The sequence below is a fragment of the Curvibacter sp. Hmag1.1 genome (genome assembly GCF_059769165.1).
Window position 1 is genome coordinate 81,873 of the sequence record NZ_JBMBGX010000002.1, and the last position, 17,695, is coordinate 99,567.

16 protein-coding genes are annotated in these 17,695 nt (G+C 55.8%); 5 read left to right on the top strand and 11 right to left on the bottom strand.

Annotated elements, in window-relative coordinates:
- The first annotated feature begins 4 nt into the window (after positions 1-4).
- Genes ACOAP0_RS00770 through ACOAP0_RS00790 form a run of 5 tightly spaced genes read left to right on the top strand, consistent with a single transcriptional unit; the run spans position 5 to position 4,902 of the window.
- On the top strand, positions 5-799 hold the full coding sequence (locus ACOAP0_RS00770) for a glycosyltransferase family 2 protein (protein ID WP_087493928.1): 795 nt from the start codon (positions 5-7) through the stop codon (positions 797-799).
- Positions 792-2,525, top strand: a complete 1,734-nt coding sequence (gene msbA / locus ACOAP0_RS00775; RefSeq protein ID WP_498376018.1) for a lipid A export permease/ATP-binding protein MsbA — start codon at positions 792-794, stop codon at positions 2,523-2,525. The genes ACOAP0_RS00770 and msbA overlap by 8 nt, the downstream gene beginning before the upstream one ends.
- Positions 2,522-3,238, top strand: coding sequence for a polysaccharide deacetylase family protein (locus tag ACOAP0_RS00780; protein WP_498376017.1), 717 nt, complete (start codon positions 2,522-2,524; stop codon positions 3,236-3,238). The genes msbA and ACOAP0_RS00780 overlap by 4 nt, the downstream gene beginning before the upstream one ends.
- Positions 3,235-4,122: a DUF6492 family protein gene (locus tag ACOAP0_RS00785; RefSeq protein ID WP_498376016.1), complete on the top strand. Its 888-nt coding sequence runs from the start codon at positions 3,235-3,237 to the stop codon at positions 4,120-4,122. The genes ACOAP0_RS00780 and ACOAP0_RS00785 overlap by 4 nt, the downstream gene beginning before the upstream one ends.
- Positions 4,123-4,125: 3 nt before the next feature.
- On the top strand, positions 4,126-4,902 hold the full coding sequence (locus tag ACOAP0_RS00790; RefSeq protein ID WP_498376015.1) for a hypothetical protein: 777 nt from the start codon (positions 4,126-4,128) through the stop codon (positions 4,900-4,902).
- Between the two features lie 9 nt (positions 4,903-4,911).
- Here the strand turns inward: ACOAP0_RS00790 and ACOAP0_RS00795 are convergent, their stop codons facing one another.
- The 11 genes from ACOAP0_RS00795 to purD form a co-directional block, all read right to left on the bottom strand.
- Entirely contained in the window at positions 4,912-6,402 is a 1,491-nt protein-coding gene (locus tag ACOAP0_RS00795) for an O-antigen ligase family protein (protein WP_498376014.1), read from the bottom strand.
- Between the two features lie 122 nt (positions 6,403-6,524).
- The gene (locus ACOAP0_RS00800) at positions 6,525-8,438 is read right to left on the bottom strand and encodes an acyltransferase family protein (RefSeq protein ID WP_498391287.1); all 1,914 of its coding nucleotides are present in this window, start codon (positions 8,436-8,438) and stop codon (positions 6,525-6,527) included.
- 17 nt (positions 8,439-8,455) lie between these two features.
- The gene (locus ACOAP0_RS00805) at positions 8,456-10,906 is read right to left on the bottom strand and encodes a glycosyltransferase family 4 protein (RefSeq protein WP_498376012.1); all 2,451 of its coding nucleotides are present in this window, start codon (positions 10,904-10,906) and stop codon (positions 8,456-8,458) included.
- A gap of 9 nt (positions 10,907-10,915) precedes the next feature.
- Positions 10,916-12,391: a ribonuclease G gene (gene rng / locus ACOAP0_RS00810; RefSeq protein WP_498376011.1), complete on the bottom strand. Its 1,476-nt coding sequence runs from the start codon at positions 12,389-12,391 to the stop codon at positions 10,916-10,918.
- Positions 12,373-12,993 carry a Maf family protein gene (locus ACOAP0_RS00815; protein WP_498376010.1) on the bottom strand — a complete coding sequence of 207 codons (621 nt, stop codon included), beginning with the start codon at positions 12,991-12,993 and terminating at the stop codon, positions 12,373-12,375. The genes rng and ACOAP0_RS00815 overlap by 19 nt, the downstream gene beginning before the upstream one ends.
- Before the next feature lie 2 nt (positions 12,994-12,995).
- On the bottom strand, positions 12,996-13,463 hold the full coding sequence (gene rlmH / locus ACOAP0_RS00820) for a 23S rRNA (pseudouridine(1915)-N(3))-methyltransferase RlmH (protein WP_498376009.1): 468 nt from the start codon (positions 13,461-13,463) through the stop codon (positions 12,996-12,998).
- Between the two features lie 8 nt (positions 13,464-13,471).
- Positions 13,472-14,191, bottom strand: coding sequence for a ribosome silencing factor (gene rsfS / locus ACOAP0_RS00825; protein WP_498376008.1), 720 nt, complete (start codon positions 14,189-14,191; stop codon positions 13,472-13,474).
- Complete coding sequence (gene nadD, locus ACOAP0_RS00830) at positions 14,191-14,814, bottom strand: nicotinate (nicotinamide) nucleotide adenylyltransferase (protein ID WP_498376113.1); 624 nt, start codon at positions 14,812-14,814, stop codon at positions 14,191-14,193. The genes rsfS and nadD overlap by 1 nt, the downstream gene beginning before the upstream one ends.
- Complete coding sequence (gene hemF / locus ACOAP0_RS00835) at positions 14,805-15,728, bottom strand: oxygen-dependent coproporphyrinogen oxidase (protein ID WP_498376007.1); 924 nt, start codon at positions 15,726-15,728, stop codon at positions 14,805-14,807. Before hemF ends, nadD begins: the two co-directional genes overlap by 10 nt.
- Positions 15,721-16,410 carry a 1-acyl-sn-glycerol-3-phosphate acyltransferase gene (locus tag ACOAP0_RS00840; RefSeq protein WP_498376006.1) on the bottom strand — a complete coding sequence of 230 codons (690 nt, stop codon included), beginning with the start codon at positions 16,408-16,410 and terminating at the stop codon, positions 15,721-15,723. The genes hemF and ACOAP0_RS00840 overlap by 8 nt, the downstream gene beginning before the upstream one ends.
- Positions 16,379-17,686, bottom strand: a complete 1,308-nt coding sequence (purD, locus tag ACOAP0_RS00845) for a phosphoribosylamine--glycine ligase (RefSeq protein ID WP_498376005.1) — start codon at positions 17,684-17,686, stop codon at positions 16,379-16,381. The genes ACOAP0_RS00840 and purD overlap by 32 nt, the downstream gene beginning before the upstream one ends.
- Positions 17,687-17,695 lie beyond the last annotated feature (9 nt).

Genomic DNA, 17,695 nt, shown 5'->3' on the forward strand with positions numbered 1-17,695 from the left:
CCCCATGCCCACCATATCTGTCTACATCATCGCCTTCAACGAAGTTGAAAAAGTTAGTGCCGCCATCCAGAGCGTCAAATGGGCAGACGAAATCATCCTAGTAGATTCGTACAGCACTGACGGTACCGCAGATATTGCGACTGCCTTGGGAGCACGGGTAGTACAAGTTGACTTCAAGGGATTTGGTGACCTCCGAAATCAAGCAATAAACGCCTGCACCAAAGATTGGATTTTTAGCCTTGACGCGGATGAACGCTGCACACCGGAAGCTGCAGCAGAAATAAAGCAGTTGATATCGCGCGATGAGACGCATGAGGTCTATCACACACCTCGACGTAACTTCTTTATGGGGCGCTGGATCAAGCACTCTGGTTGGTACCCCAATTATCGCCAACCCCAACTATTTCGCCGTGGGGCAATGACATATGACATGAAGCCCGTGCACGAGGGTTATGTGTTGCACTCTAAGTTACCTATCGGGCACATGAAGTCTGCCATTTGGCAATTCCCCTTCAAGAACATGGCCGAGGTTATGCACAAGGCAAATCGTTACTCCAGCCTAGGGGCTGAAAAGATACAACACAAGAAACTATCTATGTGGACCGCATTGCTTCATGCGAAATGGGCCTTCTGGAAGCATTACCTGTTTAAGCTTGGATTTTTGGACGGTTGGGCAGGCTTGGTGATCGCAATCGGCAACTTTGAGGGTACTTTCTATCGTTACGTCAAAGCTATTGAGATTCAGCGTGGAGATGTATGGAAAAGGGCTCCCACGGAGTTGAAGTCCTTCCATGAGTGAAGCAGACCGCGCCCACTACATCCGCCTTTTAGGTTTCCTCAAACCGTACTGGCGGGCTTTTCTGTTCGCAGTACTCTGCATGATCTGCACAGCAGCGACAGAGCCAGTGTTTCCCGCCATCATGCGACATTTGTTGGATAGCGGATTCAAGACCAATGACGCTCGAATGGTGTGGCTGATCCCGTTGAGCATCGTGCTGCTATTCGTGGTGCGGGGAGCCCTCTCTTTCTTGACCAATTATTTGATGACCTGGGTATCAACCCGATTGGTGGTGGACCTCCGGCGGGCAATGTTTAACAAATTGGTGGAAGCACCCACACATATCTTCCAAACTCAACCGGCCTCGCAATGGATTGCCCGTCTACTATACGACGTAGACAACATTAACCAAGCAGCCACAAACGTATTGGTCACCGCCATCCGCGAGACGCTGACCGCAATTGCATTGTTGAGCTATCTTCTTTACTTGGATTGGAAGCTGACGCTCGTGACACTCACCGTGGGTCCAGTAATTGCTGTTTTGATTCAAAGCTTCGGAAAACGGATTCGTAAAGCTAGCAAGGCCAGTTTGGAATCCTTACGTGCCGTTGCCCATACTGTTGAAGAGACCACCGCAGCAAATAAAGTCATCAAGATATACGGGGGGCAGGAACAACAGAAAGACCGGTTTTTTGAGGTTACAGAAAGCTTTCGTCGCAGCATGATGAAGGAGGCCGTGCCAGCTTCGGCTTTAACTCCGATCACGCACATGACAGCTTCGTTTGCAATCGCATTCATTATTTTTATGGCGCTAAGTCGCTCTATGGGGCAAGCAGGTGATTCTGCCGGAAGCTTCGTATCTTTCATTACGGCCATGTTGTTACTGATTTCACCGATCAAACAACTGACAACAATTAGTCCCATACTTCAACGTGGTCTAGCCGCGTGCGAAAGTGTATTCGGCGTATTGGATGGACCTGTAGAGTCTGATGCCGGCACAGCGGAATTGAAAAACTGTAAGGGAAACATCAAATTCGACAACGTAACGTTTCGCTATCCGGGCAGCGACAAGCTAGCCTTAGAGAGTGTTAGCATCGAGGTCCGCTCCGGGCAAACCGTCGCCTTGGTGGGTGCCTCGGGGGGGGGGAAGAGTTCACTTGCAGCTCTCATTCCGCGTTTTTACTCGCCCGACACCGGATCAATATCAATTGATGGCGTTGACATTTCAACGTTGGATTTGGCCAACCTGCGCGAACATATAGCTCTGGTAAGTCAGGATATTGTTCTCCTCAATGACACCATCCGAGCGAATATCGCATTCGGTCAGTCCCGCAACACCGATGACTCACGGATAAAGGATGCTGCAATTGCCGCTCACGCTTGGGAGTTCATTGCCCGATTACCTTTAGGGCTCGACACTCTCGTAGGGGAAAATGGAGCGTCCCTTTCCGGTGGACAACGTCAGCGCATTGCAATTGCAAGGGCGATACTCAAAAACGCACCCATTTTGATTCTTGATGAGGCCACATCAGCGCTGGATACGGAATCAGAGAGAGTCGTGCAAGAGGCCTTGGCTGGCCTGATGAACAACCGCACCACGTTAGTAATTGCACATCGACTCAGTACGATTGAACGAGCAAACCTGATCGTGGTGATGGATCAAGGACGCATTGTGGAAACTGGAGACCATGTAACGTTGGTCCGACACAATGGGCATTACGCAAATCTCCAACGTATACAGACATGAAGATCCCAATCCTTATGTATCACCAGATTGATGTACCGCCCCCCAGCGGTACGCCGTTGCGTGGTTTGGTGGTATCCCCCGCTTCTTTTTCCTGGCAAATGCGCATGCTTCGCGTTCTAGGATACAAAGGACTATCAATGCGAGACCTAGAGCCCTACATCCTTGGCACCAAGCAAGGCAAAGTAGTGGGCCTCACATTTGACGATGGGTATCAAAATAATTTAACTTATGCCCTCCCAATCCTGAAGGCCAATGGGTTTACAGCCACTTGCTACGGGGTGAGCAGCATGATTGGAGGGACAAATATTTGGGATGAAGGAAAAGTTGCTCAGAAACCACTTATGAGTTTGGGAAACTGGCGCTATTGGAGTGAGAGTGGAATGGATGTGGGCTCCCACACCCAACTACATTCAAACCTCATGGATCTGTCAGAGGAGGAAGCACTCAAACAGATTGTGCAGTCGAAGAATGAACTTCAACAAATGCTGGATATTGAAGTCCGACACTTCTGTTACCCATACGGTTGGTTCAAACCTGAACATGAAAAAATGGTGCGATCCGCAGGCTATGTCACTGCTACAAGCACCCGCCGAGGACGATTCCAAACCGGTGATAACCCTTATGCACTCAAGCGAATCATGGTGGCGAGGGCTACTAATCCACTACAGTTTTTCTTGAAAGTTTCCACCAATTACGAGGACAACAAATCGTGAAGCGGTTTGTCATCTACTGCAAAAGTTATAGCACCGATGTAAAGCGCGTGCTAAGGCTGACTCAATCCTTGGAACAATTCAATGTCGAAGACATTGAATTTATCGTGTCATGCCCCAAAAACGACCGGGTACTTTTTGCTCAATATCTAAGAGAACGGAAAGTAACACTGATTGACGACGAGGAGATCATCTTAAGTAACCCGGCACATTCACTGGCGAAGTTTTCATCCATTCCGGGACATTTAGCGCAACAAATAATCAAATCAGAATTCTGGCGCTTAGGACTGGCCGTCAATTATTTGTGCCTTGATTCTGACTGCCTGTTTATTCGACCATTTAGGCAGGGTGAGTTTATTTCAGACAATGGGACCCCCTATTCGGTAGTAGACGAGTGCAGGGAACTACTTGTTCCAGCACTAGCTGCAGGTAAACAGCGCGTAATTGACAACTTTCGCACCGAAGCGAAAAGCGTGCAGGACGTAATTGAAAGGCCGGGCAAGTACTACAACTTCGGACCTAACTGCCCGGTTTGGAACAGGAAGGTATGGGAAAGTCTAGATGAGAATTTTGTAAAGCCTCGTGGGACCTCGCTGGCAGACCTCATTCTTGCGTATCCCATTGAAATGCGTTGGTACGGTGAAGCCTTGCTCAGATACAAGGCTATCGACCTCCTACCATCGCAACCGTTTTTCAAAATGTATGCCTACGCGTGGCAATTGAAGGCAGACCGTAGATTGGGCATAAGAGAGTCTGACCTCGCAGAGTTTTACTGCGGGGTCACATATCAATCGGCTTGGGAACGAGAAATGGACTGGCCTAGTGAAGGGGGCCACACTATGTCTAGATTCGGTCGACGGCTTCGACGCGCATTAGGGCGCACGTAGAGTATGAACCATCCACCCCCCACACTTCAGAACATTCCCATCCTGCTCACGTCCAGTGTGATAGCGCACGACCCGGGAGTAGCACTTAAAAACACCGAGGCTAGGGTTCGCTATGCACTGGAATCCGTGCGGGAATGGCTGCGTATTTGCCCCGAACTACCACTGGTCCTCTGCGATGGCTCGGGCTTTGACTTCACGGGGCTGATGGCACAGCACTTTCCCCAAGCAAAAGTGGAGTGCCTCTACTTCATGAATGATCAAGCCATGGTTCTCCAAAGAGGAAGGGGCTGGGGAGAGGGAGAAATCGTCCGCCACGCCATAGAGAACTCCTGGTCCATTCGGCATGCTGGTGCGTTCGCCAAGTGCACTTCGAAACTGTGGGTATCGAACTACCTTGAACTCATGGAAATTTGGAATGGGTCTCTGCTGCTAAAGGGCGTATTCCTGGATGTCTTCTCCGCTTTCCAGAAACCTGTGTTTGATTACATTGATACCCGCTTCTACGTAGTCTCTGTCGCAACCTATACCCAGCTTTTCATCGATGCACACCTTTCCATAGACCAGCACCAGGGCCGTGGATTGGAGCAGTGTTTTTTTGAAATTGTGCAGAAGCAGCAACTGCAAGGTATCCTGACTACACGCCCACCCGTGATTGAGGGCGTAGGAGGTGGAATCGGCCGCGCTTATCAGAACCCGCTGAAACGGAGACTGAAGGAACGACCAAGGTCTTGGTTGGTGCGTCGCAACCCGGCATTCAATGCACTCTTTATTGACGATTGAGTGTGGCCCCTAGGCCCCATACTTAGGATTTCCGCGTGAGACCCGGCTTCGACGGGACGTATTGTTCAAGCTCAGAAACAGCAGAAAAAAGGCCTGCATCTGCAGATAGTGATCCTGATATACCGCGTCTACAAACCCGCGTAACCCCCAGAATGAGGCTAGCAAAAACAGCGCAAGCCCTCCAGTCCAGTCCTCAGTCGCAAGAGTCCGCCAACCCTGGATAGCAAACGACACAAGGAGCCAAGCAAACAGCAGCATGCCTAGCCAGCCAAAAGCCAGCCCAAGATTGATCCAAGCCTGGTGTGCATGGGAAAAAGCGAGCACCGGAGGGTGGCCGCACACCTGAAGGATACGCTTTTGGTAGGCCTGCCGTGAGCCGTCCAACCCCCATGGGAATTGCACGACCATATCGGAACCCGCGCGCATTAATAAAACCCGTGCGCCATCCTGCTCCAGAAGTCCGGCCTTTAGCACTTCGACGTAATTTTCCCCTTTGTTACCATAGCGGCTAAGGATGACTGCCTCATCAACATCTGATAGACCTTCGCACAAAATACGTGTTGAGTTCCCCATGACCCAGCCCAGTTCGAGCTTATCCCACATGGAATACCAGCGCTCATCTCTTTGAGCTGTGTGCAATAGTGCCCCTACAAAAATCAAGAGGCTGGATAGACCCGCCAGACCGTAGAGCACTTGCCTAATCGTCGGCTTCCAGCGTCTGTTCAAACTACTTCCATTGCGCATCCGACTAGATGCAAAGTGAAGAACAATTGCCATGACGATAAGGATCAGACTGAAATACACTGCACCACGGGAACCAGCGATCAAAACGCTAAGGAAACAAATTCCTATTAACGCGCAAGCCTTGACCATCTTCACGCCGGCCCCCTCGGACCAAGCACGGCATGCGCATGCCAAAGCTATTGCCATGGCCTGTGAGGCTGCGTATCCCAGATTGCCGTGCATCGGCTCCACTCCACGAAAACCCATAGGGAACGGCTTTAGCTGCCATTTCCACGCTTCGGAAGAGGAAAAAGCATCGCGTATGGTGAACCACAGACTCGCCAGAGAGGGCTCGGCGAAGAAAACCGGGCCCAGCAGCCCTATCCAGGCCATGCACAAAAGCAAAATATGCAGAAAAACCGGCGCCGCACTGACCAACGCCAATTCCCATAGGCCCAGTCGACTCGACCTCAGCACAAAGATGGCCCCCCACGCCAGCACCCAGGTCAGAATAGACTCGCCCCACTGCCCGCGAAGGTTAATCCAAGCAACCGACGGATCCGCAGACCAGAGGGGGAACAGCAGCAAGAAGGCGCACCAAGCATAAAGCGGCCAGGGTACTAGACGAGCGACTTCCCGTGGTTGCTGGGTCTGGTGCTCTGGCGAAAACAGCAGACACCAAAGCAGCATTCCCAGCATCGCAACATGAAGAAGATTGCGTAGCGCGATCGTGCCAGAAATCGAAAGTATGGATAAAAAGACAACTAACAGTGTCAAAAATGTCCATTGGAAGCGGCTTGTATGCATTGCGGATCTAAATCTAAAGAAGTGCGGTCAGTCGTCTTTAACGATCAACTTACTTATTGTTGCGCTCCAAGAATGTGGAAAGAAACCAGGTCTTAGTCCAGCTTGAGGTGAGACCCCACAAGCATCGAACCATAGTGGGACAGATGGTTCTCGTCCTTGAATACGCTATGCCCATCTTGGATGATAGCACAGCTGTCTTTGCCGCAGTAGGCAGGCTTCGGGTCCAGCAATCGCACGCGGGGATGCTGCTCCATGACCTCTGCAACAACCTCCCGCAAGACCCGAGTTTGCGTTTTGTCAGCCGTCACATCGATATCGCATGAACGCGGGGGGGTGCGAGCCATGGGCAGTTTGCCTAGGCATAGGCGAGGGTCAAAACCGGGTTCCGCCAAGGGCAGGAAATAGTAGACAAGCTTACCCGCATTTTCCAGCATTCGCAGGGTGCGATCCAAGGCCAACTTGTAAGCCAGCACCTGTTCCTGAGTCGCATCATTGAGCAGATAGCGGCCCCGGTAAACAATGAAAACTTTGCGGATACGCATATCGGCAGCGATGGTCTGCCAAGTCTCGTTCACACCCGGCTGGCAGTGGTACGGCGGGGCAGTAGTGCCCAGTCCCAGCAAAGGAGCGCAAGCGCCACGCCCGCGAACCTGCAGGTTGTCGCCGCTGGACGCCAAGGCCTGACTTAGCCCCCAGAAAGCATGCACGGCATGGCTGTCTCCTACCACTACGGCATTAACGGGTGATTCACGGCGGGTGAATAGACAAACCTCCCGCTCGGGGAAGCGGAACGGGATTTCACACCTGTCTTCTGTGATCAGCCCTACCTTCTCGAAATCCACGAAATCCTGCTGAGCCTGTTCGCTGAGTTGAATCATCTTGCGATGGCGTATGCGTTCCAGGCCATCGCGATGGTCGATGTTGTTTCCCAGCAGACCAACAAATACGACCAAAATCACCAGCACGCCAACGGCCCAGCGCCGCGGCAGCCCGCGAAAAGGGCGCTCTACACCCCAGTAGGTTAATACTGCTAATACAAAAGCAATCAGCAAGAGCGCCAGACGCACTTGTACCGGCGGCTGGCCGCCTTCAAAAATGTGTGCAAAACTCAGCAACGGCCAATGCCAGAGATATAAGGGGTAACTGATAAGCCCGATTGACACCATCGGGCGTGAAGACAGCAGTCTGCTCACTGTGCCCCGACCCTGCTCTGTGCCCGCAACGAGTACGGTGGCCGCGAGCACCGGAACTAGTGCTATTGCCCCCGGAAACGGGTATTCGGAATGCAACAGAAACATTCCGAGCAGTAAGGCTAGCAATGCGCCCCATTGAGTAGCGGGATGCCGCATCCATTTGGGTAAAGTTCCGGTCTGAAACCACTGCAAAGCTATAAGGGCGCCGGCAAGCAGCTCCCATGCACGCGTCCAAGGGGCATAAAAGCTTTGCGTTTGGTCCACAAATACTAAGACAGAAGCGTAGAGCAGGGACACTGTCAATAGAGCCAAGGTCACACCTCGCATATATCGGGACAGGCGCCACATCCCCCACAACAGCAGAGGCCAGACAATGTAGAACTGCTCCTCAATCCCTAGCGACCAAAGATGCAGTAAAGGCTTGACCTCTGACGCACGATCAAAGTAACCAGCCTCGAACCAGAGTGTTAGGTTCGCAATGAAACCCGCACCAGCGGCAATATGCTTGCCCAACTGCTTGTACTCATCTGCCAGCAGGGTATACCAACCTACCAACAGGCAGGCCAGAAGCACAAGGAACAATGCTGGGAAAATACGCAAAACTCGCCGTGCATAAAACCCAATCAGGCCAAACCTGCCGCGATGCATCTCCATGTACAGGATGCTAGTGATCAAGAAACCAGAGATGACGAAAAAAACGTCAACACCGATGAAGCCGCCTGGCAGGAGCGACGGAAAGGCATGAAAACCCAGCACGGAAAGAACTGCAACAGCCCGCAAGCCATCGATATCGGGACGGTAATCAATACGCATGGAACTGCCTTAAAGGCTTAAAGACGAAAGGGAGACCACAGCGCCTGCACCCAATCTAGGATCTTCCTAGTAGCTGCCTGTGTAGTGAATGGGCTGTATTGTCCTGTATCTGGTAGCCCTTCAGCATGCCAACGGTTGCAGAAAGAATCCAACTGTTCTGACAGGTCAGAAGCATCAGAACCAACTGAGGCAATGTGCCCCTGTCCGCAAATGATCCCCGCCATCTGTGGATTGTTTTTGACAGTTGCCACAATCGGCCGCTGCATCCAAAGATACTCATACAGTTTCGACGGAATGTATTCCGCGCAAATCGGCTCCGTACCATGTAGCAATAGCAAGACATCAGCACTCCGCATACGCCGCAATATCTGCTCGCGCCCGGATAATCCAGTGGCTGGATCTGCCTCTATCCTGCCCAAGTGCCTTACAAGGTCCCTCACCTTTGAATTTGTGAGCGCAGCTTCAGACACCGCATCCAATGGCCCACCGGTCAATTGCAGTTCAATTTTGTCGCGGAGCTCCGGGCGTTGAGCTACCAAGGATTCCAATGCGTCAATGATGGGAGTTAGGTTGCGTGTGGGAGACAGTGAACCGAAATGTCCAATCACCATCTTGGGGCCCGGCACATAAGGTGGCATTTCCTTGAATGGCGCGTCGATTCCCGGCAGCATCATCTTGCCGCGATCACCCAGTTGGGGGTGTCGCCGCTTTGCACTAGCCAAAGCCTGGTCAGTGAACCAAATAGCGACATCCGCCTGTAAACAAATAAGGCGCTCCACCTCGGCCTGCATCAAATCCTGCTTGCTGACCGGTTCGCTGCCCGGCATGACCAATGGGTCGTGCACTTCAGCCAACCACCGCACGCCCGTGGCCTGCTTCAATGCGCTGCCAGCAAGATGCGCCGCAAACGCACCGCCGGTTGAATAAATCAGGTCGAACTTGCGCCCCCGGGCTAATTGCCGGCCTTTCAGATAGGCGGAGAGCCACCAAGACCAGGAGCTCTCAACAGGGCGAAGCGTCTTCTCTACCAACATAAATGGCAGCAGCGGCAACGAAAGCAAAACCATCACCAATCTGTACGCAAAGGGAGAAGCAAACTGCTTGCGCAGTACATGGCGCATTTCAAATCGGATCCCTGCAGGACCTGCGGGCCACAGTTGATAGTGCTCATAGTGCCGATCCTGACTCCCTGAAACACCACTAAGTACGACCAACTCAATGCCAGCTGCCTCCAGGTGCGGTAACTTGTCAGTAATGGTCTGGCTCGCTGCGCGGCCGTCCATATTGAAAGCATGGGAAAGCACCAGCCATCGTTGTTTGTACTTACGAGTGACCTCGCAAAACACCTTGTCATATCGCAGGCCAGCTTGATCCCATGAGTTAGCTTTCGCAAATTCCACCGCGCTAGTGCTCAGCGAGCCGGCAGTAGACTGGTCAAGCAACAAAGCATCTATCTTTCTCGCAAGCCCGACAGTGTCTGCCGGCTCGGAGAGCAATAACGCATTGCTACCCGCTGTTAAATCCCGGGCAATCCCGCTGAACGGTGCATCGCTCACTAGCACCGGTAGTCCATACGCCATGCCCTCCAGCACTACCATGCCGTACGAATCTTCCAGGGTGGGATGCACCAGCATGTCAGCGGCCCCGTAGGCCAGCGACATGTCTTTCAGGCTACCCAAGAAATGAACGCGTGAACGTAGTCCAAGATTCGCCGCCTGTTGCTCATACTCCTTCGCTTTTTCCGAGCGGCCGACCACGAGCAATTCCACCTTGCCTTTGATATGGGCCAACGCTTCCAGCAAGGTTTTGAGGCCTTTCTTTACGAAGTCATTGCCGACAAAAAGAAGCATCGGCACGTCTGTCGACACGCCGAGCGCCCGCCGCGCTTCGGCCTTGGCATCTGGTGTGGCCGGGCCCGGCACTGCATCCACGCCTGGCGTGATGACCTCCAGCATCGGGCGCGATTTTGGAAATGCGCGCTCCACCACTTCTTTCAGCGTGGCTGATGCGCACACCACCTTCTTTTTGCGGGCAAAAGCGAATCGCCGCTCTTCCAGCCACAGGTAAGCCAGAAGTCGCGGGCTGGTCAGCACTTTCAACCACCGCAGAGCCAACGCAAAGCCCTGCTCGCCGGCAAACAGTGTGTGCTTGACCGGCAGCACATGCACGGTGTGCACATTGCCATGCCAGGTGTTTTCATGGGAATGCACGATGTCAAAACCCGTGCGCGTGGCGCGCCAGGTCTTCCAGGCAAAGTAGAGTTGGTTAATCCAGCGCGGGCGCTCCAGGGGCTTGGGCACCTGGTGGTAGGTCACTCCGGGAAAATCATGCGAAATGGTCTGCGCGAACACATGCACTTCATGCTGTTGCGCGAGCTGCTCCACCACCGAGATGGAATAGCGCTCAGCCCCCCCCCCGGTCACTGAAAAATTGCGGCTCAAGACCGCGATACGCAAACGCTCAGTCACAAGCCACCATCACAGCAACACAATGTCGTATTGCTCCTGGGCCATGGCTGCCTCGCTTTGCAGCGACACAGGTTTGCCGATGAACTCAGAGAGGCCTGCCAAGTGCTGGCTTTCTTCATCCAACAGCAGTTCAATCACCTTGGGCGACGCCACCACCCGGAATTCACGCGGGGTGAACTGTCGGGCTTCACGCAAAATCTCACGCAGGATGTCATAGGCCACACTACGCGGCGTCTTGACTATGCCCTTGCCTTCGCAGGTCGGACAGGGCTCGCACAGCATGTGAGCCAGCGATTCACGCGTGCGCTTGCGCGTCATCTCAACAAGGCCCAGCTGCGAGAAGCCACCCGCCATCGTCTTTACCCGGTCACGCCCCAGCTGTTTGCGGAATTCCGCCAACACAGCCTCCCGGTGGTCTTCGCGGGCCATGTCGATAAAGTCAACAATGATGATGCCGCCCAGATTGCGCAATCGCAATTGACGTGCGATTGCCTGTGCCGCTTCAAGATTGGTTTTGAAAATGGTGTCGTCAAAGTTGCGCGCACCGACAAAGCCGCCCGTGTTCACATCCACCGTAGTCAGGGCTTCGGTCTGGTCCACGATCAGGTAGCCGCCCGATTTGAGCTCCACCCGACGCGCCAGCGCTTTGGCGATTTCCTCGTCAATCGAATACAGGTCGAAGATGGGGCGCTCACCCTTGTAGTGCTGCAACTTCTCAGCCGCTGCGGGCATGAACTCCGCTCCAAAGGTCTTTAGCGCATCAAACTGCTCGCGCGAATCCACGCGAATCGTCTGCGTCGTTTCGCCCACCAAGTCACGCAACACACGCTGCAACAGGTTCAAATCCTGGTGCAACAAACTTTGCGGCGGCAGACGAAGCGATGCATCCTTGATCCGGGCCCACGCCTTGCGAAGGTAGGCGATATCGTCGCCCAGCTCCTTGTCCGACGCATCTTCGCCATTGGTGCGCAAGATGAACCCGCCGCCCTCTTTGCCGGCAAGCGCCTGCATGCGGCTGCGCAGCTCATCACGCTGAGCAGTAGGGATTTTTTGCGACACGCCGATGTGGTCGTCTTGCGGCAAAAACACCAGCAGGCGGCCGGCAATGCTGATTTGCGTAGAAAGGCGGGCGCCCTTGGTACCGATCGGGTCCTTGATGACTTGCACCATGAGGGACTGGCCCTCAAACACCTGCTTCTCAATCGGAATCTGGGGCTGTGACGCGCGGGAGGCACTCAGCGACTCCCCCTCTGCGGGCGGGTGCCATACATCCGCAACATGCAAAAAGGCAGCCCTCTCCAGGCCGATGTCGATGAAGGCCGACTGCATGCCGGGCAAGACCCTGGCCACCTTGCCGAGGTACACATTACCCACCAGACCGCGCTCCAGCGTGCGCTCCACATGCAGTTCCTGCACTGCACCGTGTTCCACGATGGCCACCCGCGTCTCTTGCGGTGACCAGTTGATCAGGATGTCTTGTTGCATGCAAAGCCCACCTCGCGCAAGGCCTGCGCTGTTTCAAACAAAGGGAGGCCCATGATGCCAGAGTAAGAGCCCTCAATGCGCGCGATAAACGCGGCCGCCCTGCCCTGCACACCGTACGCACCGGCCTTGCCCATGGGCTCGCCACTGGCCACGTAAGCGTCAATGTCGTCTTCGCTCATGGCAGAGAAAGTGACTACCGATTCCGAACATGCCTGCGCCGTTTTGTCGCCCCATGCCACCGCGACAGCGGTAAACACGCGGTGGGTTCCGCCTGCCAAGGCGCGCAACATGCGCTTGGCATCCTCTGCATCCGCTGGCTTGCCAAGGATGGTGTCACCCAAGGCGACGGTGGTATCTGCACAAAGAATAGGACGATTTTGGCCTCTAGCGCCCGCCAGACGTGCGCGAGCAGCTATCAATTTAAGAGTGGTCACCCGCTGCACATAGACCGCAGGCGTATCGCCCTCCAACACCACTTCCAGGCTCTCAGCATCTTCATCTGGGGTGGGCAAGAGCAACTCGTGCGCAACGCCGATCTGGCTCAGCAACTCGCGACGGCGCGGACTCTGGGAGGCGAGATAGATGTAATCCGGGGCACTCATGGTCATTCCCTGTGGTACGGGTGATTGGCGTTGACCGACCAAGCCCGGTAAAGCTGCTCAATCAGCAGCACCCGCACCATGGCGTGGGGCAAGGTCAGGTCGGAGAGGCGTATGCGCTCGTGCGCGGCCTGGCGGAACTCGGGCTCCAGACCGTCCGGGCCGCCTATGATGAGCGCCACATCGGTGCCGCCCAGCTGCCATTCTTTCAGACGGACGGCCAGCGCCGTGGTGCGCAAGCTGGTGCCGCGTTCGTCGAGCGCCACAATGCGCGCCCCCTTGGGGATGGCTTCTTCGATGCGCTTGCGTTCAGCGGCGTAAAGCTGTTCCACCGTTTTGGAGCCTCTCGGCTCCGTCTTGATGGCTTTGAGCTCTACTTTGAGCTCATGGGGAAATCGCTTGGCGTAGTCGTCCCACGCGGTTTGCGCCCAGTCCGGTACCCGCTGACCGACAGCGACGATGACCAGCTTCACGCAGAACCTCAGGCTTTACGGGGAGCGGCTTTCTTCGCAGGCGCCTTCTTGGCGGCAGCGGGCTTGGCCGCAGCTTTTTTGGCGACCGTCTTTTTGACTTCGGGCTTGACCACCACCGTCTTCACCGCCGCCTTGGCCGCAGGCTTTGCAGCGCTGGTTTTGGAGGCGGCTTTCTTGGCAGGTGCTTTCACGCCAGCGGCTTTGTCTGCAGCCTTCTTCAGAGCAGCTTTGGACGGGAAGGCTTCTTCCACGCCCTTCTTGGCTGCGCTGGAACGGCGCATGCTCGGCTCCACGGCCTTCGCAGCGGCTTTTTTGACAGTAGGCTTGGCTTCTTCGCTGGCTTTGGCGACCACGGGCTTGGCCGCACCCAGCTTCAGGCGAACGGGCTTCTCACCCCACAGCTCTTCGAGGTGGTAGTACTGGCGGAAATTGGGCTGCATGATGTGCACCACGACCTGGTTGCAATCCACAATGATCCACTCGCCATTGCCTTCGCCTTCAATACGCGGCTTGGCAAAACCGGCTTCGCGCACCGCATCGCGCACGCTGGCAGCCAAGGCTTTGGTTTGGCGGTTGCTGGTGCCGGAGGCGATGATCACTCGCTCAAACAAAGCAGACAGGTGCTCAGTGTCGAACACCACAATATCTTGCGCCTTCACATCTTCTAGACCATCGACGACGGCACGTTGAAGTTTCTGGGTGTTTTTGGCAACGGTGGAAGTAGTCATCAGTGAGGTCGGTAAAGAAGGTGTTGGTCAATATAACGCGCAACCGGTTCAAAAACCAGTGGGGCAATGCTCTCGCCGGAGGCTACACGTTGTCGGATTTCGGTGGCACTGACAGCCATGGGAGGCATGTGCAGCACAGTCAGGCCGGGGATTTCGGCACTAAAGGTATCAAATTGACACTTGGCGCCCGTTGAATCTGCGCGGGCAGCTACACAAATTATAGCAAGTGCCGGCAGCGCCTCGGATTCATGCCAAGTATGCAGGGCTCGCGCCTGGTCTTGGCCGATCAGCAAGTGCAGGGCCGCCCCCGGATTTTCCGCATGCAGTTCGCGCAAGGTGTCTACGGTGTAGCTGGCACCAGTGCGCCGGGTTTCGCGCGCATCTACCTGCACTTCCGGAATATCGGCAAAGGCCAGGGTAGCCATGGCCAAGCGGTGTTCCGCAGGACTCAAGGCTCTAGCCTTGTGCCACGCATGCCCGGTCGGTATGACCAACAGCTTGTCCAGCGACAGCTCAGCGATGGCGGCCTTGGCCAGCGCCACATGCCCGAGGTGCGGTGGGTCAAACGCCCCCCCGAACACGCCAATGCGCAGGGGGCGGGTGGCAGGAGCTGTCAAACCCAGTCCCGCGCCGTGAGGAAGTGAGAGGTCAGCGCCTCTTCCGGCGAGCCGGCAGCCGCAACATGCTGGTAGGACCAGCTGGCATGCGGCGGCATGGACAGCAGAATTGACTCTGTACGTCCGCCTGACTGCAGGCCGAAATGGGTGCCCCGGTCCCACACCAAGTTGAACTCCACATAGCGCCCGCGGCGGTACAACTGGAAGTCCCGCTCGCGCTGGGTGTAGGCCATATCTTTGCGGCGCTCGGCAATGGGCAGGTAGGCCGCCAAAAAGGCATCACCCACCGACTGCAACATCGCAAAGCTGCGGTCCTGACCCAACTCTGAAAAGTCATCAAAAAAGATGCCGCCCACGCCACGAGGCTCATTGCGATGCTTCAGGAAGAAATACTCATCACACCATTTTTTGAAGCGGGGGTACTTGTCGTCCCCGTAATCCGATAACGCGTCCTTGCACGTCTGATGAAAATGCACCGCGTCCTCATCAAGCCCGTAATAGGGCGTCAGGTCCATTCCACCGCCAAACCAGCATACGGTGTCACCCTGCGGGTTCTTGGCAGCCAGCATGCGCACATTCATGTGCACGGTGGGCACATAAGGGTTGCGCGGGTGGAAGACCAGCGAAACACCCATGGCCTCAAAAGGCGCGCCGGACAACTCCGGACGATGCTGGGTCGCGCTGGGCGGCAGTTTGGGGCCCCGCACATGCGAGAAACCGCATCCGGCGCGCTCAAACACGGCGCCACCTTCCAGAATGCGGGTGATGCCATTGCCTTGCAACGGCTCCCCTGGCGCTTTTTCCCATGCGTCGGAAAGAAAAGTGCCGCCATCCATCGCGGCGATAGCGGTTGTGATGCGGTCTTGCAAACCCATCAGGTAGGCGCGCACCCGCTCAGGGGTCGCTATGGTGTCAGACATGGTCTTGCTTTCTTTCATGCGGGTCCGGCCGCTTGGCCGCCAGAAATGTCACAGGCGCTGCCGCCTCTGGATGTTTGCCACGCACGCCTTGCAACAGGCCGGCCATGTGGGCGAGGTCTGCCTGCGGGTCCCCACTCAAGCTCATGAACCGGGTGGCATCCACCACTTTGCGGTCATAGTCCAAACAGACCACTCCGACAGGCACATTTGCCTTGAGTGCCACTTGGTAAAAGCCACTGCGCCAGCCTTCGGTGCGTTTACGGGTCCCCTCAGGCGACAGACCCAGCCAATAGAGTTCAGATTGTTGCCGGGCGCGTTGAACGCCCTCCACGACCTGTCCCACCACTCCCTGGGGCGAATGCCGGTGCACGGGTATGCCCCCTACCCACTTCAGCCAGCGGCCGAACAGCGGGAACTTGAATAGGGTGTCCTTAGCCCAGAAATTGAGCTGCAGCCCTACGGCCCACTTGGCCAGGATGGCCACGATGAAGTCCCAGTTGCTGGTGTGGGGGTACACCACCATCACACCCTGCAGCGCCGGGAGCCCATCAAAGTCCACCCTCCAGCCCAGGAGCCCGAGAATTTTTCGGGCCAAAGGGCTGCCCTGCAGCTGCACGGGGTGTGGCGCATGTCCGGCGGATTCCACCGGATCAGCCTTTGACGGCGCGGTACCCGATGTCACGGCGGAATTGCATGCCGTCGAACTGAATCTCGTCGATCACTTGGTAGGCACGCTGCTGCGCCTGCTTGACGCTGTCGGCCAACGCCGTCACGCAGAGCACGCGGCCTCCGGAGGTCAACACCGTGCCGTCTTGCAGGGTGGTACCGGCATGGAACACGGCGGCGTCTTCGCTTTCTTTGGGGATGCCGGTAATGGCATCACCCTTGCGCGGGTTCATCGGGTAGCCGTGAGCAGCAAGCACCACGCCCAGCGCAGTGCGACGGTCCCACTGCAACTCGACTTCATCGAGTTTTCCGTGCGGGCCGGGCTCGGTGGCGGCCATCAGCACGTCCACCAGATCGGTCTTGAGGCGCATCATGATGGGCTGGGTCTCGGGGTCGCCCATGCGGCAATTGAACTCCAGCGTCTTGGGCTGGCCGTTCTTGTCGATCATCAGCCCGGCGTACAAAAAGCCGCTGAACGGAATGCCGTCGGCTTCCATACCCTTGACCGTGGGCAGAATGATCTCGCGCATCGCCTTGGCATGCACATCCGGGGTGACCACCGGTGCGGGCGAATAAGCACCCATACCACCCGTGTTGGGGCCCTGGTCACCATCCTGCAAGCGCTTGTGGTCTTGGCTCGTAGCAAGGGGCAGCACGTTTTTGCCATCCACCATGACGATGAAGCTGGCCTCTTCGCCTTCCAGAAACTCTTCAATCACCACACGCGGCACTGCCACCCCATCCGCGCCGTCGTTATGGGCCACGCCCAGGGTGTTGTCTACCAGCATGAAGTCAATGGCTTCATGGGCTTCGCCCACGGTCATGGCTACCACCACGCCCTTGCCGGCAGCCAAGCCGTCGGCCTTGACCACCGTGGGCGCGCCCATCTTGTCGACGTAAGCATGGGCAGCCACCGGGTCGGAGAAGGTGGCGTATTCGGCCGTCGGAATGCCATGGCGGCGCATGAATGCCTTGCTGAAGGCCTTGGAGCTTTCCAGCTGAGCGGCGGCCTTGGTCGGGCCGAAGATGCGCATATTGTGGGCGCGAAACTCATCGACCACTCCGGCTGCCAAAGGCACTTCGGGGCCCACCAAGGTCAAGGTAATCTTGTTGTCCTGCGCCCACTGGCGCAGTTGCACCACATCGGTGATGGGCACATTTTTGAGGCGCGGGTCGGTAGCGGTGCCACCGTTGCCGGGCGCCACATAGACCATCTGCACCTTGGGGGACTGGGCCAGTTTCCAGGCCAGCGCATGTTCACGGCCACCGCCGCCAATTACGAGTACGTTCATATCTATGGT

Bases quoted from the DNA above. Each gene is read 5' to 3' on its own strand.
- ACOAP0_RS00770 (WP_087493928.1), top strand. From the start codon at position 5: ATGCCCACCATATCTGTCTACATCATCGCCTTCAACGAAGTTGAAAAA.
- msbA (WP_498376018.1), top strand. From the start codon at position 792: ATGAGTGAAGCAGACCGCGCCCACTACATCCGCCTTTTAGGTTTCCTC.
- ACOAP0_RS00780 (WP_498376017.1), top strand. From the start codon at position 2,522: ATGAAGATCCCAATCCTTATGTATCACCAGATTGATGTACCGCCCCCC.
- ACOAP0_RS00790 (WP_498376015.1), top strand. From the start codon at position 4,126: ATGAACCATCCACCCCCCACACTTCAGAACATTCCCATCCTGCTCACG.
- ACOAP0_RS00800 (WP_498391287.1), bottom strand. From the start codon at position 8,438: ATGCGTATTGATTACCGTCCCGATATCGATGGCTTGCGGGCTGTTGCA.
- rng (WP_498376011.1), bottom strand. From the start codon at position 12,391: ATGCAACAAGACATCCTGATCAACTGGTCACCGCAAGAGACGCGGGTG.
- ACOAP0_RS00815 (WP_498376010.1), bottom strand. From the start codon at position 12,993: ATGAGTGCCCCGGATTACATCTATCTCGCCTCCCAGAGTCCGCGCCGT.
- rsfS (WP_498376008.1), bottom strand. From the start codon at position 14,191: ATGACTACTTCCACCGTTGCCAAAAACACCCAGAAACTTCAACGTGCC.
- hemF (WP_498376007.1), bottom strand. From the start codon at position 15,728: ATGTCTGACACCATAGCGACCCCTGAGCGGGTGCGCGCCTACCTGATG.
- purD (WP_498376005.1), bottom strand. From the start codon at position 17,686: ATGAACGTACTCGTAATTGGCGGCGGTGGCCGTGAACATGCGCTGGCC.